27 protein-coding genes are annotated in these 26,964 nt (G+C 64.5%); 9 read left to right on the forward strand and 18 right to left on the reverse strand.

The annotated features are described in order from the left end of the window. Positions 1–35: 35 nt before the first annotated feature. The 3 genes from NQK35_RS09595 to NQK35_RS09605 form a co-directional block, all read right to left on the reverse strand. The gene (locus NQK35_RS09595) at positions 36–485 is read right to left on the reverse strand and encodes a DUF3060 domain-containing protein (protein WP_257114035.1); all 450 of its coding nucleotides are present in this window, start codon (positions 483–485) and stop codon (positions 36–38) included. A 50-nt stretch (positions 486–535) separates the two neighbouring features. Continuing rightward, on the reverse strand, positions 536–1,738 hold the full coding sequence (locus NQK35_RS09600; protein WP_257114036.1) for an OmpA family protein: 1,203 nt from the start codon (positions 1,736–1,738) through the stop codon (positions 536–538). Between the two features lie 172 nt (positions 1,739–1,910). After that, on the reverse strand, positions 1,911–3,116 hold the full coding sequence (locus NQK35_RS09605; RefSeq protein ID WP_257114037.1) for an OmpA family protein: 1,206 nt from the start codon (positions 3,114–3,116) through the stop codon (positions 1,911–1,913). A gap of 248 nt (positions 3,117–3,364) precedes the next feature. Between NQK35_RS09605 and NQK35_RS09610 the strand changes: the two genes are divergently transcribed. From NQK35_RS09610 to ispD, 3 genes are all read left to right on the forward strand, one after another. Further along, entirely contained in the window at positions 3,365–4,102 is a 738-nt protein-coding gene (locus NQK35_RS09610; protein ID WP_034231207.1) for a phosphoglyceromutase, read from the forward strand. A gap of 269 nt (positions 4,103–4,371) precedes the next feature. After that, positions 4,372–4,890: a CarD family transcriptional regulator gene (locus NQK35_RS09615; protein ID WP_257114038.1), complete on the forward strand. Its 519-nt coding sequence runs from the start codon at positions 4,372–4,374 to the stop codon at positions 4,888–4,890. After that, positions 4,874–5,590: a 2-C-methyl-D-erythritol 4-phosphate cytidylyltransferase gene (gene ispD, locus NQK35_RS09620; protein WP_257114039.1), complete on the forward strand. Its 717-nt coding sequence runs from the start codon at positions 4,874–4,876 to the stop codon at positions 5,588–5,590. Before NQK35_RS09615 ends, ispD begins: the two co-directional genes overlap by 17 nt. On the opposite strand, the gene NQK35_RS09625 is transcribed toward ispD, so the two are convergent. Genes NQK35_RS09625 through NQK35_RS09645 form a run of 5 tightly spaced genes read right to left on the reverse strand, consistent with a single transcriptional unit; the run spans position 5,587 to position 8,974 of the window. Next, the gene (locus tag NQK35_RS09625; protein ID WP_009212581.1) at positions 5,587–6,411 is read right to left on the reverse strand and encodes a hypothetical protein; all 825 of its coding nucleotides are present in this window, start codon (positions 6,409–6,411) and stop codon (positions 5,587–5,589) included. The two genes, ispD and NQK35_RS09625, sit on opposite strands and share 4 nt — an antisense overlap. Then, complete coding sequence (locus tag NQK35_RS09630; protein ID WP_257114040.1) at positions 6,408–7,193, reverse strand: hypothetical protein; 786 nt, start codon at positions 7,191–7,193, stop codon at positions 6,408–6,410. The genes NQK35_RS09625 and NQK35_RS09630 overlap by 4 nt, the downstream gene beginning before the upstream one ends. Beyond that, complete coding sequence (locus tag NQK35_RS09635) at positions 7,190–8,386, reverse strand: WXG100 family type VII secretion target (RefSeq protein ID WP_257114041.1); 1,197 nt, start codon at positions 8,384–8,386, stop codon at positions 7,190–7,192. Before NQK35_RS09635 ends, NQK35_RS09630 begins: the two co-directional genes overlap by 4 nt. Then, a complete protein-coding gene (locus NQK35_RS09640; RefSeq protein WP_257114042.1) occupies positions 8,383–8,682 on the reverse strand; it encodes a hypothetical protein in 300 nt (99 codons plus the stop codon). Before NQK35_RS09640 ends, NQK35_RS09635 begins: the two co-directional genes overlap by 4 nt. Continuing rightward, complete coding sequence (locus tag NQK35_RS09645) at positions 8,666–8,974, reverse strand: SAV_915 family protein (RefSeq protein ID WP_257114043.1); 309 nt, start codon at positions 8,972–8,974, stop codon at positions 8,666–8,668. The genes NQK35_RS09640 and NQK35_RS09645 overlap by 17 nt, the downstream gene beginning before the upstream one ends. 154 nt (positions 8,975–9,128) lie before the next feature. On the opposite strand from NQK35_RS09645, the gene NQK35_RS09650 reads away from it, so the two are divergent. Beyond that, the gene (locus tag NQK35_RS09650) at positions 9,129–10,478 is read left to right on the forward strand and encodes an MFS transporter (protein ID WP_009212578.1); all 1,350 of its coding nucleotides are present in this window, start codon (positions 9,129–9,131) and stop codon (positions 10,476–10,478) included. Between the two features lie 91 nt (positions 10,479–10,569). Here NQK35_RS09650 and NQK35_RS09655 read toward each other — a convergent pair whose 3' ends face one another. The 5 genes from NQK35_RS09655 to NQK35_RS09675 all read right to left on the reverse strand — a co-directional run bounded on the left by NQK35_RS09655 (position 10,570) and on the right by NQK35_RS09675 (position 17,419). Further along, positions 10,570–11,994, reverse strand: coding sequence for a hypothetical protein (locus NQK35_RS09655; RefSeq protein WP_257114044.1), 1,425 nt, complete (start codon positions 11,992–11,994; stop codon positions 10,570–10,572). 36 nt (positions 11,995–12,030) lie between these two features. Then, on the reverse strand, positions 12,031–13,497 hold the full coding sequence (locus tag NQK35_RS09660; RefSeq protein ID WP_257114045.1) for a hypothetical protein: 1,467 nt from the start codon (positions 13,495–13,497) through the stop codon (positions 12,031–12,033). A gap of 75 nt (positions 13,498–13,572) precedes the next feature. Then, positions 13,573–15,150, reverse strand: a complete 1,578-nt coding sequence (locus tag NQK35_RS09665; RefSeq protein ID WP_257114046.1) for a hypothetical protein — start codon at positions 15,148–15,150, stop codon at positions 13,573–13,575. Positions 15,151–15,385: 235 nt separating this feature from the next. Beyond that, on the reverse strand, positions 15,386–15,880 hold the full coding sequence (gene ispF, locus NQK35_RS09670; protein ID WP_257114047.1) for a 2-C-methyl-D-erythritol 2,4-cyclodiphosphate synthase: 495 nt from the start codon (positions 15,878–15,880) through the stop codon (positions 15,386–15,388). A gap of 15 nt (positions 15,881–15,895) precedes the next feature. Continuing rightward, entirely contained in the window at positions 15,896–17,419 is a 1,524-nt protein-coding gene (locus NQK35_RS09675) for a hypothetical protein (protein ID WP_257114048.1), read from the reverse strand. Between the two features lie 125 nt (positions 17,420–17,544). Here NQK35_RS09675 and thrC point away from each other — a divergent pair, with 125 nt between their 5' ends. The 4 genes from thrC to rlmB all read left to right on the forward strand — a co-directional run bounded on the left by thrC (position 17,545) and on the right by rlmB (position 22,988). Next, complete coding sequence (gene thrC, locus NQK35_RS09680) at positions 17,545–19,002, forward strand: threonine synthase (protein WP_257114049.1); 1,458 nt, start codon at positions 17,545–17,547, stop codon at positions 19,000–19,002. A 230-nt stretch (positions 19,003–19,232) separates the two neighbouring features. Next, positions 19,233–20,684 carry a cysteine--tRNA ligase gene (cysS, locus tag NQK35_RS09685; protein ID WP_257114804.1) on the forward strand — a complete coding sequence of 484 codons (1,452 nt, stop codon included), beginning with the start codon at positions 19,233–19,235 and terminating at the stop codon, positions 20,682–20,684. A gap of 683 nt (positions 20,685–21,367) precedes the next feature. Further along, a complete protein-coding gene (locus NQK35_RS09690; RefSeq protein WP_009212570.1) occupies positions 21,368–21,910 on the forward strand; it encodes a DUF1697 domain-containing protein in 543 nt (180 codons plus the stop codon). A gap of 100 nt (positions 21,911–22,010) precedes the next feature. Then, entirely contained in the window at positions 22,011–22,988 is a 978-nt protein-coding gene (gene rlmB, locus NQK35_RS09695) for a 23S rRNA (guanosine(2251)-2'-O)-methyltransferase RlmB (RefSeq protein ID WP_048742295.1), read from the forward strand. Positions 22,989–23,164: 176 nt separating this feature from the next. Here rlmB and NQK35_RS09700 read toward each other — a convergent pair whose 3' ends face one another. From NQK35_RS09700 to NQK35_RS09720, 5 genes are all read right to left on the reverse strand, one after another. Next, positions 23,165–23,455 carry a WXG100 family type VII secretion target gene (locus tag NQK35_RS09700; protein ID WP_048771134.1) on the reverse strand — a complete coding sequence of 97 codons (291 nt, stop codon included), beginning with the start codon at positions 23,453–23,455 and terminating at the stop codon, positions 23,165–23,167. Between the two features lie 287 nt (positions 23,456–23,742). Next, the gene (locus NQK35_RS09705; protein ID WP_257114050.1) at positions 23,743–24,342 is read right to left on the reverse strand and encodes a hypothetical protein; all 600 of its coding nucleotides are present in this window, start codon (positions 24,340–24,342) and stop codon (positions 23,743–23,745) included. Between the two features lie 20 nt (positions 24,343–24,362). Further along, complete coding sequence (locus NQK35_RS09710; protein ID WP_232209835.1) at positions 24,363–24,836, reverse strand: hypothetical protein; 474 nt, start codon at positions 24,834–24,836, stop codon at positions 24,363–24,365. A gap of 280 nt (positions 24,837–25,116) precedes the next feature. Beyond that, complete coding sequence (locus tag NQK35_RS09715) at positions 25,117–25,431, reverse strand: hypothetical protein (RefSeq protein ID WP_257114051.1); 315 nt, start codon at positions 25,429–25,431, stop codon at positions 25,117–25,119. A gap of 57 nt (positions 25,432–25,488) precedes the next feature. Beyond that, complete coding sequence (locus NQK35_RS09720) at positions 25,489–26,364, reverse strand: hypothetical protein (protein ID WP_257114052.1); 876 nt, start codon at positions 26,362–26,364, stop codon at positions 25,489–25,491. 95 nt (positions 26,365–26,459) lie between these two features. Between NQK35_RS09720 and NQK35_RS09725 the strand changes: the two genes are divergently transcribed. Continuing rightward, positions 26,460–26,954 (forward strand): DUF456 domain-containing protein, encoded by a 495-nt coding sequence (locus tag NQK35_RS09725; protein ID WP_257114053.1) that lies wholly within the window; start codon positions 26,460–26,462, stop codon positions 26,952–26,954. The last annotated feature ends 10 nt before the right edge of the window (positions 26,955–26,964 follow it).

A 26,964-nucleotide genomic window follows, 5' to 3' on the forward strand; every position in this document is an offset into this window, starting at 1 on the left:
GGGCCGCGCATCGCGCGGCCCCCAGATAGTTTTCGTCAGTTCTTCGTGACGGTGTTATTTGTTCCGGAATCGCTCATGACATGGGGAGCGTTTCCGTTGTCGTATTCGATGACGTTGTTGGAACCCGTGAAGCTCACGTGCTGAACAGAATCCACATCGATGTGGTTGTTGGAACCACTGACGGTGATCTCGGTGACGTCGTCGCCGTCAACCTCGAGGTTGGATCCATTAATCACCACCTTCGTGGTTCCGTCCGGAATGCGCACCTTGGTGCCGGAATCGTTGATCGTGAAGGGCGTGGAACTGTCCGTCTTCTGGTCGGAACTCGCCGAAGAACCCGATGCCTCGGGCGAGGCGGCGGCTGTGGGGCTGGAGGACTCGGTGGACGAGGGACTGGAGGAGGGCAAGTTGATGACGCACCCGCTCAGGGCGGCGGACGAGATCGCAACGGCGGCGGCCAGCGGGACGAGGGACTTCAGGGACATGTTGTCTCCGTTTCGTAGGTCGGAATTGGGTTGCTTCGTGCCACAGGGTACTAGAAGGCGGGGATGTAGATTTCGACGCGGCGGTTGAGGGCGCGTCCGGCGGGGTTGTCGCTTCCGTCGGGGTTTTCGTTGGGGGCCACGGGTTTGGTTTCGCCGTAGCCGGTGGCGTCGAGGGTTGCGCTGACGCCTTCCTTCTTCAGCTGTGTGGACACGGCGTTTGCTCGGTCTTCGGAGAGTTTTTGGTTGAAGGCTTCGTCGGAGACGGAGTCGGTGTGTCCGTAGATGTGGGCGGAGGGGACTTTGGCGTCGTTGAGGACGGTGGCGAGTGTGGAGAGGGTTTGGGCGGCGTCGGGTCGGATGTCGGACTTGCCGAAGTCGAAGAGGATCCCGTCCTCGAGGGTGATGAGCGTCCCGCAGGACTCCACCGGCTTCAAAGACTCCACCGGCGGGAACTTGCCGAGCGGGGGAACCTTCTCGACCTTGGGGGCGTCCGTGATCGTCACGCCGTTCACCAATGCCGTCCCATCGCCATTGTTGTTTATTCTGAGGTTATCGCTGATGTACAAGCCGGACCCGTCACCGTTGTTGATGATTGATGCGCTCGGTGTCTTGTAGTTGCCCGAGCCGTCACCCTTGTTGTAAATCTTCTCATCGGTCTCAGAGTTGTCATAGAAGCCGCCTCCGTTGTCGCTCAGGGAAATACTAAGAGTTCTGGATCTGTAGGAACCGGTGCCATCCGAGTTGACGATGAGGTAGATGTAGGCATCGGAGTCGACGTAGGTTCCGCTGCCGTCACCGCCGTAGTTGATGCTGACAGTCCCTTCGCGGATAATCCCTCCGCCGTCGCCGTTGTTGACGACGACTCCGTTTCCTGTCGTGGTTGATGCTGAGCCGTCGCCGCTGAAGACCGTGCTGCCTGAGATGAGGAGGTTGCCGTCGCACTTGGCGGGGGAGACTGTGATGCCCGGGACGGACTGGAGGGAGGAGGCGGTCTGGATGACGGCCTTGTCCGCGTTCGAGGCGAACACGTCAATGGAGGGGACGGTGAAGAGGGGGACCGGTGGGATCTCGCCGGGGCGATAGCCCGGCACCGTCGGCACGGTGTCGGTCGAGGCGGACGGGGAGGGAGTGGATGCTGCCGCGCTCGGCGAAGCCGCTGAATCGTGGGGTTTCGAGGCCGTGCAGGCACCCAGGGCAAGGGCGGTCGCGGCGAGGAGCGTGAGAACTGTCAGGGAGGAGCGCACGGTGTTCATGCCTTCAGTCTAGGGAAAAACAACACGGCTGGATAGTGGTGTAGTAAATGTGTAGAAGCTCTGTATTTCGCTTACTTGGTGCCGCACGAGGCAGGGGTGATGAGGTTAAGCTGAGTGGTTGGGTGAGTATTTCCTGCCAAGCGCTCAGCTATATGTCGATGCTCGGGGTGGGTTAGAAGGCGGGGATGTAGATTTCGACGCGCCGGTTGAGGGCGCGTCCGGCGGGGTTGTCGCTTCCGTCGGGGTTTTCGTTGGGGGCTACGGGCTTCGTTTCGCCGTAGCCGGTTGCGTCGAGGGTTGCGCTGACGCCTTCCTTCTTCAGCTGTGTGGACACGGCGTTTGCTCGGTCTTCGGAGAGTTTTTGGTTGAAGGCTTCGTCGGAGACGGAGTCGGTGTGTCCGTAGATGTGGGCGGAGGGGACTTTGGCGTCGTTGAGGACGGTGGTGAGTGTGGAGAGGGTTTGGGCGGCGTCGGGTCGGATGTCGGACTTGCCGAAGTCGAACAGGATGCCGTCTTCGAGGGTGATGAGCGTCCCGCAGGACTCCACCGGCTTCAAAGACTCCACCGGCGGGAACTTCCCGAGCGCAGGGAGCGGCTCAACCCTGGGTGCGTCCGTGATCGTCACCCCGTTCACCAATGCCGTACCGTCACCATAGTTGATGATCGACAATGTTCCATCGCTATAGCTGCCCGATCCATCTCTATTGTTATAGATTGTTGTTTTCCCGACCGCGTAGTTGCCCGAGCCATCGCCGTTGTTGACGATACTCTCGTCGGTCTCGGAGTTGGAGTAGTTGCCGTAGCCGCTGCTGTCAATGAAGATGCTGACCGGCCCGGCGGAGTATGTTCCGCCTCCGTCCGGCAGGATAAACAGGGACACCTGGGTGTCGGAGTTGACGTAGGACCCGCTGCCGTCACCGCCGTAGATGATGGTGATAGGGCCTTCGACGATCGAGCCTGCGCCGTCTCCGTTGTTGATGACGAGTCCGTCTCCTGTCGTGGTTGATGCTGAGCCGTCGCCGCCGAAGACCGTGTTGCCCGAGATGAGGACGTTGCCGTCGCACTTGGCGGGGGAGACCGTGATGCCCGGGACGGACTGGAGGGATGAGGAGGCGGTCTGGATGACGGCCTTGTCCGCGTTCGAGGCGAACACATCCATGGAGGGGACGGTGAAGAGGGGGACCGGGGGAATCTCGCCGGGGCGATACCCCGGCACCGTCGGAACCGTATCGATGGAGGCGGAGGGGGAGGGGGTGGATGCAGCCGCGCTCGGCGAAGCAGCAGAATCCTGGGGATTCGAGGCCGCGCAGGCACCCAGGGCAAGGGCGGTCGCGGCGACGAGCGTGAGAACAGTCAGGGAGGAGCGCGCAGTATTCATGCCCCTACCGTACGGGAAAAATACAAGATGGACAATGATCCGGTAAGTGTCGAAAATGCCGGTATTTCAACGTTCCGAGGTGAAACTCAAGAGGTCAGTTGGGCAGTCGCCGGGAATGTACCTGGGGATCAAGCATGGATCGCGATTCTCCTTCGCGTCCGCGGGGTTGCGGCACCGCGGCCCATTCTGTGGCGTGATCAACGACATGGGGTGTGGGAGTCGAGACGCGCCTGTGGAACAATAGAGACATGAGCTACAAACTGGTGCTGCTCCGCCACGGCGAGAGCGAATGGAATGCAAAGAACCTCTTCACCGGTTGGGTGGATGTTCCGCTGTCGGACAAGGGCCGCGCGGAGGCTACTCACGGTGGCGAGCTCCTCAAGGAAGCCGGAGTGAAGCCCGACCTCCTGTTCACCTCGATGCTGCGTCGAGCCATCATGACCGCCAACCTGGCGCTCGATGCCGCTGATCGTCACTGGATCCCCGTCGAGCGCAACTGGCGCCTCAACGAACGCCACTACGGTGCGCTGCAGGGCAAGAACAAGAAGGAGATCCGCGACGAATACGGCGAGGAGCAGTTCATGCTGTGGCGCCGCTCCTTCGACGTTGCCCCGCCGGCCATCGAGGCGGGTTCGGAGTTCTCTCAGGACGCCGATCCGCGCTACGCCGGCGAACCCGTTCCCATGAGCGAGTGCCTGAAGGACGTCATCGCGCGCCTGCTCCCCTACTGGGATGCGACGATCGTTCCGGCCATCAAGACCGGTAAGACCGTCATGATTGCCGCGCACGGCAACTCCCTGCGCGCCATCGTCAAGCACCTGGATGAGATCTCCGACGCGGACATCGCCGGCGTCAACATCCCCACCGGCATCCCGCTCGTGTACGAGCTCGACGAGGAAACCCTCAAGCCCATCAAGAAGGGCGGCACCTACCTGGATCCCGAGGCCGAGGCCAAGATCGCCGCGGTCGCCAACCAGGGCAAGTGAGCGACGCGCAAGCCCCGGCCTCGTCCGTCGAGACGAAGCTGGGGCTTCGCCGTCGAACCGGTGCGGACATGGCGCGACTCCCGACGCGCCGGTCCGCCGCTTCTTCCCCGGAGCGGGGCGCCTGAACGCCGGGTGAGACACGCGCCGATGTTCGTTTGTGTCGCTATGGCGATGAGTGTAGTGTTGAGCTTTCACACTGTCTGGGCGCTATACGACTCTCAGCTGGTAGAATGGGTGTGCTGTCCACGCAAGCATCCAGGAGTTCTTCCATGTCGTTCGAAATCGGTCAGACGGTTGTCTACCCGCACCACGGTGCTGCCACGATTGAAGAGGTCATGACGCGCACCATTCGCGGTGAAGAGCGCACCTACCTGAAGCTGCGTGTCAACCAGGGGGACCTCGAGATTCAGGTCCCCGCAGAGAACGTCGACATGGTCGGCGTACGCGACATTGTTGACGAGGACGGACTCGAGGAGGTCCTCTCCGTCCTGCGCGCCCCCTACGTTGAGGAACCCACGAACTGGTCTCGCCGCTTCAAGGCGAACCAGGAGAAGATTGCCACGGGTGACATCGTGAAGGTCGCCGAAGTCGTGCGCGACCTGACTCGCCGCGATGATCTGAAGAAGCTGTCCACGGGCGAGAAGCGCATGCTGACGAAGGCCCGCTCCATCCTGACCTCCGAGCTCGCCCTCGCCCGCAACATCGAGAAGGCCGTGGCGGCCGAGCGGCTTGATTCCGTTCTCGCCGAGGGGCGCATCGAGATCGAGGACGATGCCCTTGCCCAGTGAGGTGCGCGCGGTCCTCACGGCCGCGGGGTCCGGATCTCGTCTCGGCTGCGAGTGCCCCAAAGCCCTCGTCGAATTGTCGGGTCGCCCCCTTGTGTGGTGGGCGGCCCGAGGCCTACGCGCCGGGGGAGTGGGCGCGATCGTCGTGACGGCCCCGGCCTCGTCGATCGAGGAGTTTCGCAGCGCCCTGTCCGATATCGACGACCTCACCGTCGTCGCCGGCTCCGATCGCTCGCGTCAGGAATCCGTGGCCCTCGGCCTGACTGCGCTCGGGAAGTGCGAGCCGGACTCGATCGTCCTCGTGCACGACGCGGCCCGGCCTTTGACGCCCCCCGAGGTGACGCGCCGCGTCATCGGCGCTGTGCGCGGCGGGGCGAGGGCCGTCATCCCCGTCCTTCCCGTCACCGACACTCTCAAGACCGTGGACGCCTCTGGCGCGGTCGTCGGCACGCCTCGCCGCTCCGACATGGTCGCCGTGCAGACTCCGCAGGGCTTCCGCTGGGACGTCCTCATTCGCGCGCACGAGGCGGGCGCCTCCCTCGGTGCGGACGAGGCGGCTGCTGCCACGGACGACGCCGGCCTCGTCGAGGCCATCGGAGGTTCCGTTCAGACCGTTGCCGGAGATGAGCTCTCCCTGAAGGTCACGCGCCCCCTCGACCTGGCCATCGCGCGCCTCCTCGCCGACGCGGAGGCCCACCCCTAGAACCTGGGCGGAGCGCTGCCGCGCAGGATGGCTCGCACGACCGCGACGCCGTCCCTAGTGGCGAGCACGTCGCGCTGGTCGGCGTTGGCAACGAAGTAGCGCATGATGCGCTCCAGAGCCACAAAGGATAATCCCAGATCCGTCAAAAGCAGGCGAGAGATGCCCTTCTCGCCGTCTGCCTCCCAGTGAAGATCGGTGACCCCCGCGCGGGTCGTCCCCATGTAGGGCGCTGCAGCCCAGTCTGTCATGATAAGGCTGGGAGAAAGAGTTGGGTTCGCGACGATGACTCCGGCCGGGTGAAGAGCGATCCTCTGGCGTTTAAATTTCTCTGGTTGAGGGAAAAAGACGGTTGGTTGCTTGAGGAACAAGGAGCCGAGCATAAAGACTGTGCCGACGGATAGGGCAAATCCGTGTTTGGGACTCGATGAGAACGCAAGCGGAATGAGGGAAATGACAATACCGCTGATCCCCCACGCGAATCCGGCGGAACGTAGGCGCGCGACGGTGGTGTCCGCGATGAGCTCGATCTCGCAGACCACGCGCTCGTCGTCGTACCTGGCGAAGACAATCCGTGGCTCACGCATGGGGGAGCGGGCATACGCGATGGCGGTGGGAACGAAGCAGATGAGAACGATAAGCGCAATGGCGAGGCTGTGGACCAGCATGCGTGGGGCGTTTCCCTGTGCCACGAGAACAATGAGGGGGATCGTAGCGGCGATACCGAGGGCGTACAGGAGGACCGACACGCCCCATGCCCGCCGTCTGATGACGTCCGCCTGGTGGGGATCCAGCGGCCGTCTTACGAAGCGCAGAGCAATCATGCCGAGCCTCCCGCTGTGATGATCTCGGCGACGAGGTCGATGCCCCCTGGGGTCCCAAGGATCGCGCGGTCTTCAGGGTGGGTGTTGAAGTGATTAATGATCCGCTTAAGCTGCCAGAATCGTAGGGGTAACCCCATCGTGTCGAGGCGCAACGTACCCTTGATGTCGCGAGCGGATACATGTAGCAGGTTGTAGCTGTCGTAGGTTGTCTTCACCTGCTTGATGCCCTCGATGCGCGGCTGCTTGTCCCACGGGATTGTGGTGGCGACATCGCTCAGGAGTGGATGAATTCCCAGGTGGGTGGGCGTGAGGGTGATGATGGGTGAGTGGTGGATGTTGGACGGCCGATATGGCGTTCGCCGGAGCAGAACATAACCCAAGAAAGAAAACGAGATGCCGAGGACGATGCCGCCTACGCTGTCGGGTCGAAGCACGTAGAAGACGATAGCCGCAGGTCCCCATGTCGCGACGGCGATCATGAACACGTAGCTGAGCCGAATGGCCGTGAGGGTGGGATAAACTGCCACCCCTCCCTCATCAATGTGAACCGTTGGGCCCCTGTGGTCGAGCCACAGTCGATGTAATCCGAGGCCGGTCACCAGGAGCGTACCGAGCAATGAGTAGAACGTCAACAACATGGTGATGCTCATTGAGACGTATCTGCTCAGGAAAACACCGATGCCAGTGGACGCAGCAAGCACGCATGCAACCTTGATCCAATTGCTCGCTCTACTCTGATTCTCATCCACTTCAGACGTGTCGATCAGACGTGCCGCAGTCACCACGATTCTCCAAACATGTAGTAGGGGAGGTGCGCAACAACGGCTTCGGCCCGTTCCCGGTACTCAAGAGGAACTTCTTCGTAGATTGAATTCAACCCCTGCTCTGTTAGCAATGAAGCTCCGAGAGCGGCCCCCACGCCTGCTAATCCTCCTATCACTGTTCCCACTCCGGGGCTAATCGCTGTTCCGGCAAGCGCCCCCGCTGCAGCTTCGCTTACGAGTCCTCCTGCGACTGTGCCAGCGACAAGACCCGCTGTGCCGGTAACGGCCGTTTGTGCAGGCGTATCGGATGTGACGACTTCGTAGCCTAAGCTTGCGACACCCACGGCAGTAGCGGCTTTAGCTAGTTTCGAACCTATTCCACGCATGCTTCCTAAACTATCGTCACTTGCGGAATTCAGCTTCTTAAGTGCAGCCTCAGAAATTGCTGCTGACAGGAGTTTCGAGCCTCTAGATTGGTCGGCAAGTGCTGACAAAGATAGAGTGTCGATCATAGAAGCGTAAGAAGCTGTTGCACTATCCCATGCAGTTACTGTCGCATCGGGAAGATATTGCCAAGGACTTCGAGTGTACTCAAGGAGACCGCTCCCGACTGCGCGAGCAAAAACGAGCGCTGCGCATTCCTGTTGCACCGCACGCAGGTTGTTGAGTGTCCATTGTTCAAGATCATCCCGGACCTCCTGAACCCGAGTAGCTAGCGCATTGAAGATCTCGTGTTGACGTAGAAGAGAAAATTTTCCGTCCGCACTTCCCATCGCAACGCCAATTGTCGGCTGTTCATTAGCTTCCGGGTTTGCATAACATGTGTCAATTGTTGGTTCTGGAATGGGTGCAGGGCGCAATATGTCATACTTATCGACGATACGAAGACCTACATACTCTGCCTTTCCGCGAATTGTCTCCATGTCCCTGTAGTGATAATCGAGTTGCTGAGCATAAGCGCGCAGAACCTCGTAGGCAGAGTAGATTCTTTGCTCGAACTGACTGACCTTTGAGCCCATGTTGACCGTTGCGTCATCATATCGAGATGCCGCTTCGCCCGACCATGAATAAGAATTTACACGTAGCTTGCTTTTGAACTGACTCGAAAGCCCCTCAATACACTCGTAGATTTCATATATCTGCGCCGCTGCTGCGCGGATGCTCTCTGGATCACCGTAGATGCGAGTGTCGATTGTTTCTTCGTCCGTCATGACTGCGCCTGTTCTGCGATGGTGGCGAATGCTGCCGCAGCTTCTTCCTCGTTTTGTTCAAATGCAGAGATAAGTTCTGACAGATTGTCTCTTGTGTCGCGTAGCATCAGCGTTAGAGTGCTCGCGTCTGCCGATAATGATCCCAACATCTCGGCAATAATGAGTGTTCCAATCCCTCCGTCTACCTCGGTAGGCATTTTTGGAGCGAGGTTCTCGAGACCAGCTGCTGCTATTTCGTATGATTGCTTCAGATCCTTGAGATAGTCGCTGGTACTTACTTTAAGGTCGGCGCTCACTTGCACTCATATTTCTTACTAAGTCGCTCACGAAATGATCGACAACTAGGTGTGTGTATCCCGTTTCTTCTTTAACCAGTGAGAGTCGGGAAGTTTCGATAACAGCCCAAGGTTGCTCATCGCCGAGGGCGTCAAGGAGCCTGTCGAGGGCAGTGTAGGCAAGAAGTATCTTCTCGTGCTCTGTGCCTTCGGCAATCGACACTTGGACCATCCCCTCATTATCCAGCCATACGGGGATATAGAGGTAAGGAGGTGCTACATCGGGGTGGGTGTTAACGGACATCTCTGCCATGGAGGCAGCATATGACTTGTGGTCAGGGCGCGCTGGCGGTTCCCCGGCCTCGTTCCCGGGGCGGCCCGAAGAGAGCGTGAAACGCGAAACGTGGTAGTTTCACCCTGGACGCACACGCGCCGCCGAGAACTCCCACCGAAGGAGCCCAGACCTCATGAGCACCTCGACCTCCTCCACCCGCCGCGTCATCACGCGCAAAGTCATCGACTGGGCGGCGTGGGACTGGGGCAGCGCCGCCTTCAACGCGGTCGCCACGACCTTCGTGTTCACGACCTACCTGACCAGCGACGGTGTCTTCACCGACTCGGGAACGGCCTCGTCCATGCTCAGCAACGGCATGACGATCGCCGGCCTGTTCATCGCCCTGCTCGCCCCCATCACGGGTCAGCGCGCCGACCGGCGAGGCCGAGGCGGCGTCTGGCTCGGATGGTTCACGGGCGCCGTCGTCGTGTGCATGCTCGCCATGTACTTCGTCCACCCGGAATCGGTCCTGGGGGCCAACGGCGCGCTCATGCTCGGAATCGCGCTCCTCGGGCTCGGCAACGTGTTCTTCGAGTTCGCGTCCGTCAACTACAACGCGATGCTCAACCACCTCGGGGAGAAGGAAGACCGAGGCAAGATCTCCGGCTTCGGCTGGGCAGCCGGATACATCGGCGGCATCGTCCTGCTGCTCATCCTCTACGTCGGGCTCATCGGCGTGAACCTCGCGCACGTGCCCACCGACTCCCACCTGAACATCCGCATCTCGATGGTCATCGCAGCCCTGTGGCTCGGCGGCTTCGCGCTCCCCGTCATCCTGAACCCGCCGCTGCCCAAGAACCCGCAGAGCGGCCCGAGCCACGAGAACATCCTCGAATCCTACAAGCTGCTGTGGCACACCGTGCGCACCCTCAAGCGCGAGGCCCCCCACACCCTGTTCTTCCTCGTCGCCTCCGCCGTGTTCCGCGACGGGCTGGCCGGCGTCTTCACCTTCGGGGCCGTCCTGGCCAAGACCGCCTTCGGCTTCAGCGCCAGCGACGTCATGCTCTTCGCGATCGCCGCCAACATCGTCGCAGGCCTGGCGACCGTCGCCTTCGGGTGGGTCGACGACAAGATCGGACCAAAGAAGGTCATCATCCTGTCCCTATCCGCCATGGTCGTCGCCGGATTCGGTGTCTTCTTCCTCCACTCCAACGGGCCCCTCGTCTTTTGGACCCTCGGCCTGATCCTCTGCGTCTTCGTCGGTCCCACGCAGTCGGCGTCGCGCTCGTTCCTCTCTCGCATCATCCCCGCGGGACGCGAAGGCGAGGTCTTCGGCCTCTACGCCACCACCGGTCGCGCCGTGTCCTTCATGGCGCCCGCCATGTACAGCCTCTTCCTCGCCATCGGCGCGGCCCTCACGCCGAGCGGGCAGGACTACACCTACTGGGGCATCCTCGGCATCATGCTGATCCTCGCCGTCGGACTTGCCCTGACGATCCCCGTCAAGGCACACCGCGCGACCCTGGACCACATGGAGAACTGAGCTCTGTGACGAGGCGCCCGCGCCCGCAAGCGATACGTCCCCGGCATCCGAGTGAGTCTCGGACGTCGGGGACGATCCTTTGCCCTTCCGCCTAGTGGGTGTCGGGCGTGAAGGCAACGATCGCGCCGGCGCGAGCCCCGACGAGCAAGTCGTCGTAGACCCACACGAAGTTCGTCGCCTCGTTCATGACCGGCGACACGTACGTCATCGGATCCTCCGCGTTGAAGAAGAACGAGTCCGTGGGGCTGCCTGAGTAGCCCTGGATGTACAGTGCCTTGCCATCGGAGCTGGCGCGCACCTGAGCGACGGACCATCCCTCGCCCCCTCGAGTTTCACGGAATGACTCGCCGGGGTTGAGCGTGAGGTTCTTCCCGTTGCTGAGAGTGAGCGACAGGATGTAGCCGTTTGCATCCTTGGAATAGACGCGCTCCAGGGCGCCAGACGTCCACTGGGCGTTGCCCTGCGTCAAGAAAGAGCCGACGTCTGCCACGTCCGGGACCTCACGGTCGGTCGTTGGGAACCTGTCGAGGTCCCAACCGGCGTTGAACGTGCCGACAACCTGGCCTGCGGTGTTGTAGGCGATGGTTTCCTTCTCTCCGGCCACGAGGAGTCCATCTCCTGCCAGCGTGACCCTGGAGCTTGAAGGGCAGAGCCCGGAGGGGGCCTCCCCGAGCGTCGTGAGTGCGCCCGTGGTCGGGTTGATGACCTGCGGGGCAAAGTGAGCCTCGTCGACGGGGACGACCACGGCCTTGTCCGTACCGCTGCTGATGACGGCCGTCGTGGGCTTCGTGAGCCCCGAGTGGGCAAGGCCCGCGCGGCGCTGGGGCGAGGTCTGTGTGGACCACAGTGTCGTCCACTCTCCCGACTCGTGGGACCATCCGGAGCACGAGCTGAAGGTGTCGCAGGTGACGAGGACGCCGTCTGCCACCCCCATCGGGAGGTCGGAGCCCCAGGGCGCCTGCGTCTGCTCGCCGGTCGACCGATCGACGATGATGTCGCTGAGCAGAATCTCGTCCTGGGTCGAGACGGAGGATGGGAACGCCTCGGCGCGAATCCGGGACGGCAGCGGTCCGGTCGTGCTCCACTGTGCGACCGGCTCGGCCCCTGAGACGTCGTAGGCGGACACGGTGACCACCGCGTCGGCGCCGCTTCCGTAGGACAGCGCGTACAGGGTCGAGCCCTCGGCGATCAACTGCGCGGGCAGGAGAGCGTCGCTGGCGGGCAGGGTCCAAGCCGTCGCGATGCCCGAGGCCCACGAGCTGGAGAGCTCGCCCGTGTTGGTGGCCTGTCCGTGGTAGCCGATCGCGTCCGGCTGCGCCGTCTGTTCCGGGCCGGTGATGTGCGGAGGCGGGGTCGCCGTCGGGCCGGGGAGCTGGAGGGCGCTGGTGCCGAGCGAGAAGGTGAGGGAGGTGGCGAGGACCGCGAGGAAAGTGACGCCGACCACGAAGGCGCGTGTCGCTCGAGAAGGTTTGGGTGTCGGGAGGGAGTTCCTGTACCGGGGGGCGTTGGTGCTCACGGGCTATACCTTTTCTGTCGTTGGTCGGGCAGGAGTTTACGAGGCCTTCGGGGTGAACGCCACGATGCCGTCGATCGTCACGCCGATGGCCAGGTCGTCGAACACCCACGAGAGTTCTTCGGCGTCGCGAAACTCCTCCGATCCGTGCCCCTGACCGCTCGCCGTGTCGAAGAAGAACCTGTTGCCCCTGTTGGCGTGATCGACGGACTCGACGTACACGACCGACGTGTCGGTGCTGGCGCGGACCTCGGAGGGCCAGAACGTGCTGACGTCGTAATGCTGGTCATTGTTCCCGGCGTCAAGAGTAAAGGGCGGGCGTCCGTCGCTCGGCGTCACCGTGAGGCTAAAGGGGAAGCCGGCCACCGCCTTTGTCGGGGCGGTGACCGTCGCGTTCGACCATGCAGGGTGGGCGCCGCTCAGGAAGTCTCCGAGTTCGGCCGTCGTAGGCAAGCGTCCGTCGCGTGTTGGTATTCTCTTCATCTGCTTGTAGGACTGGGTGCCCGTGATGAAGCCGTCGGCGTCGTAGGTGACGAAGAGGTCATCGTTGAGGGCCAGGATCCCATCGCTGGTGATAACAAACGACATAACGTTGTTCTGTCTGTCCCTGAAGGGGCTCACAGATCCTACGTCCGTGACCTGCCCGGTTCGCGGATCGAGGAGCTGTGCCGCATGCGTCTGCGAATCGACCGGCAGGACGACCGACTCGTGCTCTCCGGTACCGATGATGGGTGTATCGGGGTAGGTGAGCTTGGTTAACGTGGACATGCCCCGTTGGCTGGCAGTGGTTGTTTCCCACTGGCGCACCCACGACGAGGCCTCCTGCGTCCAGCCCGAGCACGCTCGTTTGTTATCGCAGGCCACGACGACGCCGTCAACGGCCGCGAGCGCCTCCGATCCCTCCCAGGGAGCCGAGGACTGCGCCCCCGACGCCTTGTTGACGACGATGCTGCCGACGATGAACTGGTCTTCGTAGGACACGAAGCTGGGCCGCCCGAGCGAGTTGGGAAGGGTGCCCGTCGTGCGCCACAGCTCGCGCGGCTGCTCGGAGGAGATGTCGAAGGCCGCGGCAGTGACCTGGTGGGTGGAGCGATCGGGGTCTTCGAAGAGGGCATACAGTGTGGTGCCCTCCACGGTCGTGAGTGCCCGCGGCCCGTACTTCGTGGACGGGAAAGGGATCCTCCACGCCGTTTCGACGCCCGAGGCCCAGGCGGGGGAGATCGCTCCCGTGCTCGTCGCGGACCCCGAGTACCCGATGGTGGGCATCGTGGTGTATGAACGCTGATCGTCCGGCTGTGAGGGTGAGGGCACGAGTCGGTGAAAGAAGCCGATGGCGGCGACGACGGCGACGACGGACAGGAGCCCCATGAGAAGGACCGGCTTCACGCGACTCGTCGGGCGAGGCGGGGGCGTACCGATCAAAGTGGCGGCGCGCGCCGCGCTCAGTGAGTGCGTGCCTTCCTCGCGCGCGGGAACGTCGGTGCCCGTGTGATCGTCATTGGTCATGAGTAGTTTCTATCACATGACAGTGCCGGTGTTAGCCGGATGGTGACCTCGGGAGGACGCCGAGGCGCGAGCGTCTCAGGACCACCGGGGAGTGAAGGCTGTGATGGTCATGTAATTGACCACGAGGACGAGGTCGTCGTACACGCGGAAGGATATCTCGTCAGTCCCATCGGAGCCATTCGTGGGAGTGAAGCTGCCGGAAGTGTGGAAGAGACCGACGCTGTGCATGTCGATGAGCTCGTCTCTGTCACCGCCGTAGTGGCTCCAGGTGTGGATGACCGAGTGGTCCTTGCTGATCGCCGCGTTCTGAGCACTCATGTGACATTCTCCAGTGGTCCGGTCTGGGGAGAATGTGTCGGAGGTAGTCGTTTCGCGGGTGGGGTGGGTGGAGCCGGTCGGTGTGAAGGAGAGGGTGTCGCAGACCGTTGCCCCGTTGTCGGTTGTCGTGGCCCGGGCGCGCAGCAGTCCTTCGGCCCATGGGGCCTCGCCGGTTGTGAGGAAGTCGCGCAGCTGCGCGTTCGTGGGCGTCTGTCCCCCGATGGGGAGCGCTGCCTTGTGGAACCCGGCGCCCGCGGAGGCGGAGATGGCGAAGGACTCCAGGGGGCGCCCGTCGGGGGCGAACACGGTTGCCTGGTCGGTCTTGGAGTCCGCCACGACCCAGCCGTCGGCGGTGGAGTGCAACTCGAAGCGGTGATTGTGGTTAACGTCGTGCAGGGCACGGACCTCTCCGGTCTGCGTGTTGATGATGTGTCCCTCCTGCGCGACCGGGTCGAAGAACCCCCCTTGCGGGGCGTTCTCGGCCGCGGGGCCCCATCTGAGGATGTGGAGGTCGTTGAGGGGCACCCATGTTCCCTCCCCGCATTCGGGGCAGTCCTGGTAGTCCTCCAGGGGGGTGGGGGTGGAGTCGCGTTCCCAACGCATCGTCCATTCGCCGTCCTCTTTTTCCCAGCCGGAGCAGATCCTGCGGCTGCAGGCGATGACGAGCCCGTCGCGGGAGGTGATCACGATCGTCGTGGCCAGTTCCGGCTTGTCCTGCCCGTCCTGGTTCCGCCCGGCCCACGGAGCGGGCGAGGCGGCTCCGGTGGTGGGATCCAGCCGGTGCTCCCCCACGAAGAGGTCCTCTCCGACCATGACCAGGTGAGGCTCTATGTTGCGTGGGGCGGCCTTGGAGACGACCGAGTCCCACTGGACGGTGGGCTCGGTGCCGGACACGTCGAGGCTGACGACCTTGAAGCGGTCGCTCTCTCTGAGTGGCAGGGCGAGGATCACCTGGTCGCCGTTCTTCATGGCTGCATACTCGCCAGCACCCATTGCGTAATGGTCCAGTTTCCATGCGATGTCGGTTCCGTTGGCCCACTTGGGGGAGGGGCGGCCGGTGTCGGTGTGGGTCCCGGTGTAGCCCTGGGATCGCAGTTTAGGCTTGTGGGGGGAGTGGAAGGGGCCCCAGACGTAGACGGCGGAGAGGACGAGTGCGAGCAAGACCCCGGCCGTGGTCAGGCACCGGCGGCGGATGCGCTGGCGTCGCTCGCGCAGGATTTCGGAGGGCTTCTTACTGACGATCGGCGAGACCTCCCTGCTGCCGAAGCGGGAGGTAGCTCCCTGCGCGTCGTCGCAGTCGGGGTCGTGGTCGGGGTGCTTATCAACGAGGGACATGGCGTTCTTTTCTCCGACGGCGAGTCATCGGACGACCTCTGATGACTCGCCGGACAGGGGCGGGGTGCTCGGTGCACCATAAGGCGAGACGAGCGCGGCCCCCGGGTGCTTGCTTCCCCTCCATTATGTCAAAGAAAACTGAACGACCGACAGGCTTTTCAAGTATTCGTCGCGACATTCCGTCGGTGCATGGCTCCCCAGTAAAAGCCGGAGCATCGGCGTCCCCGCGGCTGGGTTACCCCCCTGCCCGCACCATGAGGACACTCGCGAGCGCCGCCACGCCCTCGCCCCTGCCCGTGAAACCCAGGCGATCCGAGGTCGTGGCCGACACGGTCACCGTGCCGCCGACGATCTCGCTCATGACCCGGCACGCCTCGGGCAGGCGCGCCGCCATACGCGGGCGGTTACCCACAACCTGTACGGTCGCGTTGCCGAGCACCCAGCCGGCCTCCGTCGTCATGCGCCGCACCTCCTCCAGGAGAGCACGCCCCGACGCGCCCGACCACTGGGGACGATCCACCCCGAACACGCTCCCCAACTCACCCAGGCCCGTGGCCAGCAGCATCGCGTCGCACAGCGCGTGAGCGGCCACGTCGGCGTCCGAGTGCCCCGCAAGGCCCCGCTCGCCGGGCCACTCCAGGCAGGCAACCATGAGGGGACGGGGCGAGTCGGGCGCCGCAAAGGCATGCACGTCGACCGCCTGGCCGACGCGAAAAGGCAGATCAGTCATGGCACCAGGGTAGCGTCACGCGGAAGCCGGAGTAAAGGCCGTGACCTGGCCCTTCGAGATCGCGATCACGAGGTCATCGAACGCCCACGTCAGCTGATCCGCGTTGGTCAACGCCGTGTTCTCGTGGACGACGTCCCCGTCCGTGTCGAGGAAGTAGACATGGTCGGACTGCACATGCCCGCCATTCACGATGTACACGGTGGCGCCGTCGGTGCTCATACGCACCTCCGTCACATCCGGGGTACACCGCTCGCCGGAACCGATCGCCAGGCCCTTGGCGTCGTGCACGATACGCGAGCTCCCGCCCGATGTTGTGGAGACCGTGACGTCCTCGCACTTTCGGCCCGACACCTCGACCGTGCCCGTCGCCCACGGGGTCCTCCCGGTCTTCAGGTAGGTCTGGAGCTCTTCAAGGGTCGGGGCCTGTCCCCCGCGCACGATCTCATTCAGGTAGCGCGCCACCTGGAAGGAATCGACGAGAGTGCCGGAGGTATCGAAGAACTGCGCTTGGTCCCTGTCGATGACGACGGCGACACCGTCGCTGGCGACGAAGACATCGCGTCGGTAGCTGGTTGGGTCCAAACGAACCTTCTCCCCGAGCGTCGTCACCGTGCCTGTGCGCACGTTGATCAGCTGCAGGGTTCGCCTGTCCGCCACGGGTGCCAGGACCGACATGTCGTCGCCGCTGCCAGCAACTGGGGCGTCCCGCATCTCCCAGATGCCGTGGCGCTCCTCCTGCAGCGACGTGATCGACTTCCACTGCTGCTTCCACTCGGAAGACTCCCACGTCCAGCCGGTGCAGGTTTCGGCACCCGAGCACGTCACGAGGACGTCTCCGGCCACCGTCAGGGGAGCGTCATCCACCCAGGGGGCTTCCTGAACCTCGCCCGTCGCCTTGTCCACCGTGGAGTTACCAACGATGAGCCTGTCGCCGATGGACGCCATGCGCAGATTCAAACGGTAGGAATCGCGGACCACGTTCGGGTTGCTGGAATCCCAGATGACCTGCGGCTGCGAGCCCGAAATATCCACGGCGGCGACGTCAAGCCCCTCGCGGATGGAATTGGTTGCGGCCACGTACAGGGTCGTGCCGTCGACCAGCGTCGTCACCTCATCGTGCTCCCCGCGGACCGGCGAGATACTGTCGAGGGTCCACGCCGTAGCGATGCCCGCCGCCCAGTCGCGGGAGATGTTCCCGGTGCTCGTGGCAGAACCGGAGTATCCCTGGGAGCTTGCCGCCATCTCGCGCGGCTGGGAACCCCACGGCACGAAGAAATAGCCGAGGACCACGAGGACGACGACCAGGAACGCAAGGATTGACAGAACGATGAACCACGCGCGCTTCGAAGAAACGTTTGAGGCGGCCCCCGGATCGTTCGGGCGCTGAATGGGGTTCGGGACCGACGACGGCGAGGCAAACGTGTTCGTCGACGAGGCGACACCGTTCGCTACCGGGGCACCCGCCGGCGGCTGGGAAATCGGGGCGCTCGAGGAATTGAAAGAGGAGGGCTGCGTCCACGGGAAATCGTTCGTACTCACCGGTCGTTTCTACCACAGTCGAGGGGCAACCTCCCCCGGCGTTCACGTGGCCCACCCCTCGTTCGTACATGTGACGAGGTCCGGGCTCCCTCGCCCCGCACGCCTCCGCCCGATAGGATCGACGCGTGCGCTATATTTCCACCCGACGCGGCCCCGACGCCTGCCCCCGATCCTTCAGCGACATCCTCTTGGAGGGCCTCGCCCCCGACGGCGGGCTCTACCTGCCCGAGGAGTACCCGGCCCTCGATGGATCCGACCTCGACACGCTGCGTGGCGTCCTGGCGGAGGAAGGGTACGCGGCCATGGCGGCCCGCATCCTGGCGCTCTTCGTCGACGACATTCCCGCCGAGGACCTGAACGCCATTGCGGCACGCGCCTACCGTACCCCCGCCTTCAGTGACCCCCGGATCGTGCCCGTCAGCGCCCTGGAGGGTACCGGCCTGCACCTGGCTCACCTCTCGGGCGGCCCCACGGCCGCGTTCAAGGACATGGCCATGCAGCTCCTGGGTGAGCTCTTCGAATACGAGCTCACCCGACGCGGCGACTGGCTCACGATCGTGGGGGCGACCTCGGGCGACACCGGCTCCTCCGCCGAGTACGCCCTGCGTGGCCGCCCCGGCCTCTCCGTCGTCATGCTCACCCCCGCCGGGCGCATGACCGCCTTCCAACGCGCCCAGATGTTCTCCCTTGCCGACTCCAACATCGTCAACGTCGCCGTCGACGGGGTCTTCGACGACTGTCAGGACCTGGTCAAGGCCGTCAACATGGACGCCGAGTTCAAGGCGGCCTGGCACGTGGGAGCCGTCAACTCCATCAACTGGGCGCGCCTGCTCGCCCAGGTCTGCTACTACGTGGCGACGTGGCTGCGCGTCACCGAGCAGGACGCCTCCGCGAAGGTCAGCGTCGTTGTCCCCTCGGGCAACTTCGGCAACGTCTGCGCCGCCCACATCGCCCGTCAGATGGGAGTTCCGCTGGGTAGCCTCGTCGTCGCCACCAACGAGAACGACGTGCTGGACGAGTTCTTCCGCACCGGCGTCTACCGGCCCCGCTCCGCCGCCGACACACTCGCCACGTCCAGCCCATCCATGGACATCTCCAAGGCATCCAACTTCGAGCGATTCATCTTCGATCTGCTGGGACGCGACGGGGACGCCACGCGCGCCCTCTTCGGCGAGGCGCTCGCCCGCGACGGTTTCTTCGACCTGTCCGCAACGCCCGAATTCGCCTCCCTGCGAGACACCTACGGCTTCATGTCGGGAACCTCCACCCACGCCGATCGCCTGGAGGAAATCGCGCGCACCGAGAAGGAAAGCGGCTACCTCCTCGACCCGCACACCGCCGACGGCGTGCACGTTGCGCGCGCGGTCCGCGCCGAGATCGAGGGCCCGCTCGTCGTCATGGAGACCGCCCTGCCCGTCAAGTTCGCCGACACCATCCTCGAGGCCACCGGGCACCTGCCGCCCGTCCCCTCCCGCTTCGAGGGGATCGAGGGCCAGGAAGAGCGCGTCACACCCCTGGCCAACTCGGCGCAGGCCCTCAAGGAGCTGATCGCGCAGCGCGTGCGTCCCGCAGGCCGCGCCTGACACGCCCCTGCCCCCGGGCCGCCGCCTCGGCCCCGCACGGGAACCCACGGCGCGGCCCAGCAGCCCGGGCCTAAGCTCGGCGCCGCCTCGGCCCCGCACGCGCGAGCCCGAGGGATCGCGGGCGAGCCTCGATCCCCGACAAAACGGGGGGCAACCCCGGCCTCGTCACATCCTCCCGCCGGGTAGGCGCGCCCGGCGACGCCGATGCCAGCCCGGGTAGGATGAGCACCATGCTGCACCTGTACGACTCCAAGAGCGCCCGCATCCAGCCCCTCAACCCGGTCACCCCCGGCAAGGTCGGCATCTACCTGTGCGGCGCCACCGTGCAGGGATCCCCCCACGTCGGCCACCTGCGCGCCGCCGTCTCCTTCGACACCTTGATCCGTTGGCTGCGCCGCAGCGGCTACGAGGTCACGTACGTGCGTAACGTCACCGACATCGACGACAAGATCCTCACCAAGTCCGCCGAGTCCGGCTGGGACTGGTGGGCCTGGGCCTACCGCTTCGAACGCGAGTTCACGAGCGCCTACGACACCCTCGGCGTCCAGGCCCCCACCTACGAGCCGCGCGCCACCGGACACATCCCCGACCAGATCGACCTCGTGAGCCGCCTCATCGACGCCGGGCACGCCTACAGCGACGGGCGCGGCAACGTCTACTTCGACGTACACTCTCAGGCCGACTACGGGTCGCTCACCCGCCAGCGCCTGGCCGACATGCGCACCACGGAGGACGACGCGCAGATCGACGAGGCCGTCGAGGCCGGCAAGCGCGACCCCCGCGACTTCGCCCTGTGGAAGGCCACCAAACCCGGGGAGCCGGACACCGCCTCGTGGGAGAGCCCGTGGGGACGAGGACGGCCGGGCTGGCACCTCGAATGCTCCGCCATGTCGAGGCGATACCTGGGCGACGAGTTCGACATTCACGGCGGCGGAATCGACCTGCGCTTCCCACACCACGAGAACGAGCAGGCCCAGTCCCACGGGGCCGGGTGGGCGTTCGCGCGCCTGTGGGTGCACAACGCGTGGGTGACCACCAAGGGCGAGAAGATGTCCAAGTCGCTGGGCAACGTCCTGTCCATCGGGGCGCTCACCGAGGAGCACCCGGCGGTCGCCGTGCGCTGGGCGCTGTCCACCGTCCACCACCGCTCCGCCATCGAGTGGGGGCCCGACACTGTCCCCGCCGCCCACGCCGCATGGGAGAAGTTCTCCACTTTCGTGGCCCGAGCGATCGAGGCGGTCGGCGAGGCAGGCGCCGACGAGATCGCCCTGGGCCCGGGCGACCTCCCCGAGGCCTTCGTCGCCGCCATGGACGACGACCTCAACGTCGCCGGAGCGCTCGCGGTCCTGTACGAGCACCTCAAGGCCGGCAACGCCGCGCTGGCTGCCGGGGATGCCGATGGCACTTACCGCGAGCAGGTCCTGGTTCGCTCCATGCTGGACGTGCTGGGCCTGGACCCGGCCTCGCAGCAGTGGCGCGGCCAGGCGGGCATCGACGCGGGCGGGGCCGCTGCGGGCGAGCACTCGGCGCTGGACGCGCTGGTCCGGGTCGTGCTGGAGGAGCGTGCGCAGGCGCGCGCCGCCAAGGACTGGGGCCGGGCCGACGAGCTGCGCGACCGCCTTGCCGCCGCCGGCGTTTCCGTCGCCGATGGGCGCGATGGCGCAACCTGGAGCATCGGCTGATCCGCGGTTGAGCTGCGGCCGAGGGCCGGGCTGCTTGATGAGCCCTGGGTGGCGGCCCGCCCGCTCGCCGTCGGCGCCGCGAGCTTCGCTCGGCGCGCCCGCTCGAAGGCCTGCCAGGCTCCGCCACCGCCCACGGGCACCGCAGCCAGGCCTCGCAACCCTCCGGTGCCCTCCACATCGGCGCGGCTACCAAGGAACCGCGTTTTGGCTTGTTGTGGAGGGCTATTGCACTACTTGGGGAGGCATTGCACCCGATCCGTAGGCATTGCACCCGATCCGTAGGCATTGCACCCGTTCTGAACGGGTGCAGCGCGACGCAACGGGTGCAGTGCGACGTAACGGGTGCAGTGCGACGTAACGGGTTCGGCGCGACGTAACGGGTGCGGCGCGACGTAACGGGTGCAGCGCGCTACGCGCTGTCGAGCCAGCCACCTGATGTCAGGAAACGTGGTGATCAGCAGGGCAGAACCGCTTGGGTAGACACTGCGGTATCTGGTACTTAGTGCAATGTCGCGCGCGGTCGTGCAATGCATCCCTGATCGGCGCGATGCCTCCCAGGGGAGAGGCAGAGAACGCGGCCACGGCGTCGACGATGAGGATTGCATCCCGGGTACCGCGAGAGTCCCTTTCCGCACTGTACGCTGGTCAGGAGGCCTTCTCGAGAGAACGACAGGAGGAACGGCATGGAGTACGTGGCGCTGCTGCGCGGCATTAACGTCGGGGGTAAGAACAAGGTCGTCATGAGTGAGCTGCGCGAGCAGGTTGCCGACGCAGGCTACGGGAACGTTCGCACCTACATCAACAGCGGCAACCTTCTCTTCGAGGCGGACGCCCCGCGTGACGAGGTCGCTCAGAGCGTTGAAGCCCTGCTGGAGAGCCACTACCCCTTCCCGATTCGCGTGGCGCTCCTGTCGGGGCAGGACTATCTCGCGGAGCTGTCGGGCGTGCCCGAGTGGTGGCACGGGGATGTCGCGCGACGCGACGCGCTGTTCTACACGCGAGGCCTCGACCGGGCCCGCGTGCGCGAGCGCATCGAGGCGATGCCCCTGGGTGACGAGGCCGTTTACTTCGGCGAGAACGCCGTCTTCTGGGGCAAGTTCAACGAGACGGAGTTCCTCAAGACCGCCTACCACAAGTACCTGCTGCGCGAAGACTTCTACCGTCAGGTGACGATCCGCTCCGGCGCAACGGTCGAGCGCATCGCGTCGATGCTGTCACAGGACTGACGCGCCCGATCGTGATCTTTGCCCCCGCGCCCGGTCACGGCGCCCCGAGGAGGAATGAAACCCGTACCCTGGTGTCAGTTCGAGTTGATGAGGAGACACCATGGCCGCACACAGCGGGCGCCCCGGCGCCATCCGTAAGAAGGGTACCAAGAAGGGCGCGCAGGTGGGCACCGGCGGGCACTCGCGCCGCCGCCTCGAAGGCAAGGGGCCGACCCCCAAGGCTGAGGATCGCACCTACCACCCCGCCCACAAGCGCAAGGTCAAGCGCGAGGCCCGGGAGGCCCAGGAGGCCGCCATTGCCCGCGCACGCGCCAAGTCTTCCATTCGCATCAAGCCTGGCCACGAGCTGATCGCCGGGCGCAACCCGGTCGCCGAGGCCGCCCGCGCCTCGGTCCCGATTGAGCGCGTCTTCGTGCTGGACAACGTCAAGGACGACCGCGTGGAGGAGGTCGTGCGCCTCGCCTCGGCTATGGGGGCTCCCGTCTACGAGGTGACCCGCCGCGACCTGGACGTCGCGACCGACGGGGCGGTTCACCAGGGGGTGGCCATCGAGGTGCGCGGCTACGAGTACGCCGATGCTTCCGACCTCATTGCAGGGTCCCTGCAGCAGCTGGGCCACCCGCTCCTCGTTGCCCTCGACCAGGTGACGGACCCGCACAACCTGGGTGCGGTCCTGCGCAGCGCGGGCGCGTTCGGCGCCGACGGCGTCATCATCCCTGAGCGTCGCAGCGCGGGCGTCAACACCACGGCGTGGAAGGTGTCGGCCGGCGCGGCGGCGCGTGTGCCCGTGGCTCGCGCGACGAACCTCGTGCGTGCCCTGGAGGAGGCCAAGCGGGCCGGCTACTTCGTGGTCGGCCTGGATGGCGGAGGGGATGCTCCCCTGCGTGGCCTCTCGCTCGCCGACGGCCCGCTCGTCGTGGTCACGGGGGCCGAGGGTGCGGGCCTGTCCCGCCTCGTGCGGGAAACCTGCGATCAGATCGTGTCCATCCCGATCGCCTCCACCGTCGAATCCCTCAACGCGGCGGTCGCCACGGGCATTGCCCTGTACGAGGTGGCCTCCCTGCGCGCCAAGGCCTGAGCGCTCGTCCGGCGCGCGAGTCCTCCTATGCCCGCACCCCCCTCGCGACGCGGGCCCGGGGGTGCGCCGTCTTGCCCCGCGAGAGCGGCGGGGGAGCCCCGTGACGCGCGCGGGGTGAATGAACGAGCTCGCCCCGAGAGGAGAGCAGAGCCAGTCGCGACGCGGGCAGTGCTGGGTCAGCTCGCCCACATGGCGTTGACCGTCGCGTGGGCCTCGCGGTAGTGATCGAGCGCCGACTCGAGAGCTTTCTTGTTGTCCGCGAGGGACTTGGCAACGTCCCGCAGCTTCTTCTCGTGTCCCACGGCACGGTCGAGGGCCGCGGACGCAGCCTCGCCCTCCCAACCACGAGCCAGGAGCGATGCCGCCTGCGGAACACCGTCGATCAGGGCCTCGAGCTCGTCGGCTCGTGCCCCGAGGGTGGTGGCCAAGGCCTGGAGTTCATCCTCGTTGACGTAAATCTCGCTCATTGTTATCTCCTGCGGTGCTGGTTGACATCCAGGTTCTCCGCGCGGCGCGAAGGCGTCCCGGAGGGGAGGAATGCCCGTCGGCGCACAGCTTCCTGCGCGTGTCAGCGAGTTGACCTCCCCGCTCCACCAAATTAACACACTCTGTCAGAGTTTGACAGGGCGGGAACGACAGGTGCCCCCTTCATGCCCGTCGGGAGGTCTCAGACGCCTCGTGACCGACGGCGAACGGCTCCGACCGTGGATGCCGCCTCGCGATAGGGCTAGGGATGGGGACCGAGGAGGGGAGGCTACCGTCTGCGTTTCTGTGCGGCCTTGCGCATCGCCATAAGCTCGGGGACCGAGAGGGGTATGTCCGGCTCGATGTCCTTGCGATCGAGGTGATGGACGGGGGCGGACAGGATGCCCTGGGCGTTGAATGACTCTTCGAGCGAGCGCATCGACGATTCGATGTAACTGTTTTCGAAGCCGCTGAGGTTGATTCGCGTCGCCCAATCAGCGAGGCACCACAGTTCGGTCATCGGCCCCGATTCGTCCTCGATCGTGCGTGCGATGATGTCCACGTAAATCTTGGTGATGGCGGCTCTCTTGACACGGTTGGGCAGGAAAGAGCTTGTCTGTGATAACAGGAGGGTGAGCCCTCGCGTGTTGAAGAAAAAATCAGTGAGGAGTGCGCGCCCGCTGTGTCCGATGACCAGCTCCGTTCCCGACCACCCTCGCTGCTTGAATTGTTCGCGCATGCCGACTCTCTCGGAGCGGATGCCTTTCATCTTCCACAGGCCGACGCAGCGAGACACGGCGTCGGCGGGGGCTATTGCCAGGCGAAAAACGGTGATCGGGCTGAAAGATGCGTCGAAGTCTCGTTGCGTGGTTGAGACAAAAGAGTTCATCGTCTATCTTCCGTGTGGTGTCAGTAGTGCCTGTTCTTCTTCGCGTCCCTGCGCATGATGGCGACGCTTCGGAAGTAGAACAGGTGGTCTTTCGGCAGGTCTCCGCCGTGGAAGAATCGAGGAGCTTCCAGGAGGAGTCCTTGGCGCTGGAGGTCGCCCGCGAGTTCACGGAAGGACATGTCCATGAAGGCGTCAGTACCCCAGCGTTCATCGTGCAGAATGCGAGCCTCGCAGCACCAGAGTTCGGACGCTGGGCGTCCCCCCACTGAGCAGGAACGTGCGGCGACGAGGATCTCTGTCCTCTCTTGGCGTGTGCGTTTGACCGACGTGGGTGCTGTGGAAGGGAGGAGGTCGATGCCCGGGATAGCGTCGATGATTGGCGATAGTGCGAGGCTGCGCAGATCGCTGCCGATAATGACTTCCGCGCCGACCCAACCGTGCTGGGCGAGCTGCTCACGCATGCCGTTCGTCTCGCCCCAGGCTCCTTTGGACACCCAGTAGTTGACAGCATGCGTGACCGTCTGATGTGGGTCGGCCGCGATGAGCGCGTAGAAGTACCTGCGTCGGTTGATGACCCTCCGTAGAGAGAAACCTGAATGACCTGCCCCCCATGAATATCCTCCTCGAGGAAAGACCAGTGTCAACAACAAGCATCAGCACTCTGCCGCAGTGTGTTGCTGCTGAGCGCCGCTGCTCACCAGGATACTATCCGCAGGGAATTATCGGGATTGACGAGGCATGGGAATCCCCGTGGTGATCGGCCGGGGAGGGAGGCTACCCCCGGCACTTCTTTGCAGCCTTGCGCATTGCCGTGAGCTCGGGGAGTGAGAGGGGGACGTCCGACGGGATATCCCAGCGATTGAGGTGACGGGCGGGTGCAGTCATGATGCCCTGCGCGTTGAAGGACTCTTCGAGTGAGTGCATCGACGATTCAGCGTAACTGTTTTCGAAGCCGCTGAGATTCATCCGTGTTGCCCAATCAGTGAGGCACCACAGTTCGGTCACCGGACTCGATTCGCTCTCGACTGTGCGCGCAATCATATCCACGTACACCTTGGTGATGGCGGCTCGCTTGATTCGGTCGGGCACGAGAGAGAGGGGGCATGTGACAAGAGACGACGGTATGAGCGTGTCTCGAAGATAACATTAGTCAGGAATGCGCGACCGCTGTGTCCGATGGTCAGTTCCGTTCCGGTCCATCCCCGCTGCTTGAATTGTTCTTGCATGCCGATAGTGGTGCAGCGGGCCCCCTTCGCCTTCCAGAGACCGACGCAGCGGGAGACAGCATCGGACCGGGACGCTGACAGCTGAAAAACGGCGATCGTGCTGAAAGATTCGTTGAAGCCTTGCTGCATACTTGAAATGAAAGAGTTCATCGGCCTTCTTTCCGGGAAAAAGGGATGAGAACGGAACACTAGTGATGCCCCGCATCTGGGCGATGTTGGCGGGGGAGAGGGGGTGGTCTTCGGGCAGCTCCTCACCATCGACGAGGCGTGGGGGAGTTGCCAGGATGCCCTGCTGGTGCAGGGCCGTGTGCAGGTACTCGAAGACGCGGGCGAACGGATCCTTGCCGGGGCGGGCGCGTTGAATCGCCGTATCCCAGGGGAAACACCACAGCTCGGTGCAGGCCTGCTCGGCGTCGGGCAGCGGGCGAGCCGCGATGATGATCGTCGTCTTGTTGAGGTGACGCAGCTGCGCGCGCACCGCCTTCGCCGACAGGTGGATGGCGAGGCCGCCCAAGGCGAGGGCTGGGGAGATCTCAGCGACATCCAGAAGGGTGTCGTGGTTGCGCCTGCGTGAGGCCGTGACCTGCCCGGGCATGACCGTGACCTCGGTGCCCGACCAGCCGATGTCCGCGAAACGCTTGCACATCGTGGTCGACTCGCGCTTGATACCGATGGCACGCCAGAACTGGGCGCAGCGCGCAACGGCCTCCGCCGGTGGACACGACACGGTGTACACCGTCATGGGGAGCCTCTTCAGGAGCGAGTCCAGCGGTAGGCGCGGGGGAGTGATATCCATCAGCACTCCTGGGGATCGGGGTAACGAAGCCAGGTTATCAGTGCAAGGGGTGCCTGCTGAAACACACAGACGAACGAAAACGATACGATGAGGCCATGAGCGTCCTGGGAACCGTCATCGTTGGCATCGTCATCCTCATCGGGGTGATCGGCGCGGTCGTGCAGATCTGGCCCTCTGCGCCCGTCGTCGGGGGCGCGATCCTCGTCTGGGCGTGGATGACCGGTACCCGCGCCGCGTGGATCATCTTCGCCATCGTGGCCGCCGTGCTGATCCTTGGAACGGTGCTCAAGTACGTGATTCCCGCCCGCGGTATGAACAAGGCGGGAATCCCCCAGTCGACCCTCGTCTGGGGAGGGGTCGGCGGCGTCGTCGGCTGGTTCCTCGGCCTGCCCCTCGGCCTCGTCCTCGGCATGATCGCTGCCATCTTCCTCGTCGAGTACCTGCGCAGCCGCGACACTGCAAACGCCTGGAGGGCCACCCTCCACGCCCTCAAAGCCTACGGCTGGACCATCGCCATCGAGCTGGTTGCCGCGCTGGCCTCCGCGACCCTGTGGGGCGTCGGCGTCGCTCTCGCCGCGGCGGGAAGGTAGGCGATCGGGG

Origin of the sequence: Schaalia odontolytica (assembly GCF_024584435.1) — a bacterium.
GTDB lineage: Bacteria > Actinomycetota > Actinomycetes > Actinomycetales > Actinomycetaceae > Pauljensenia.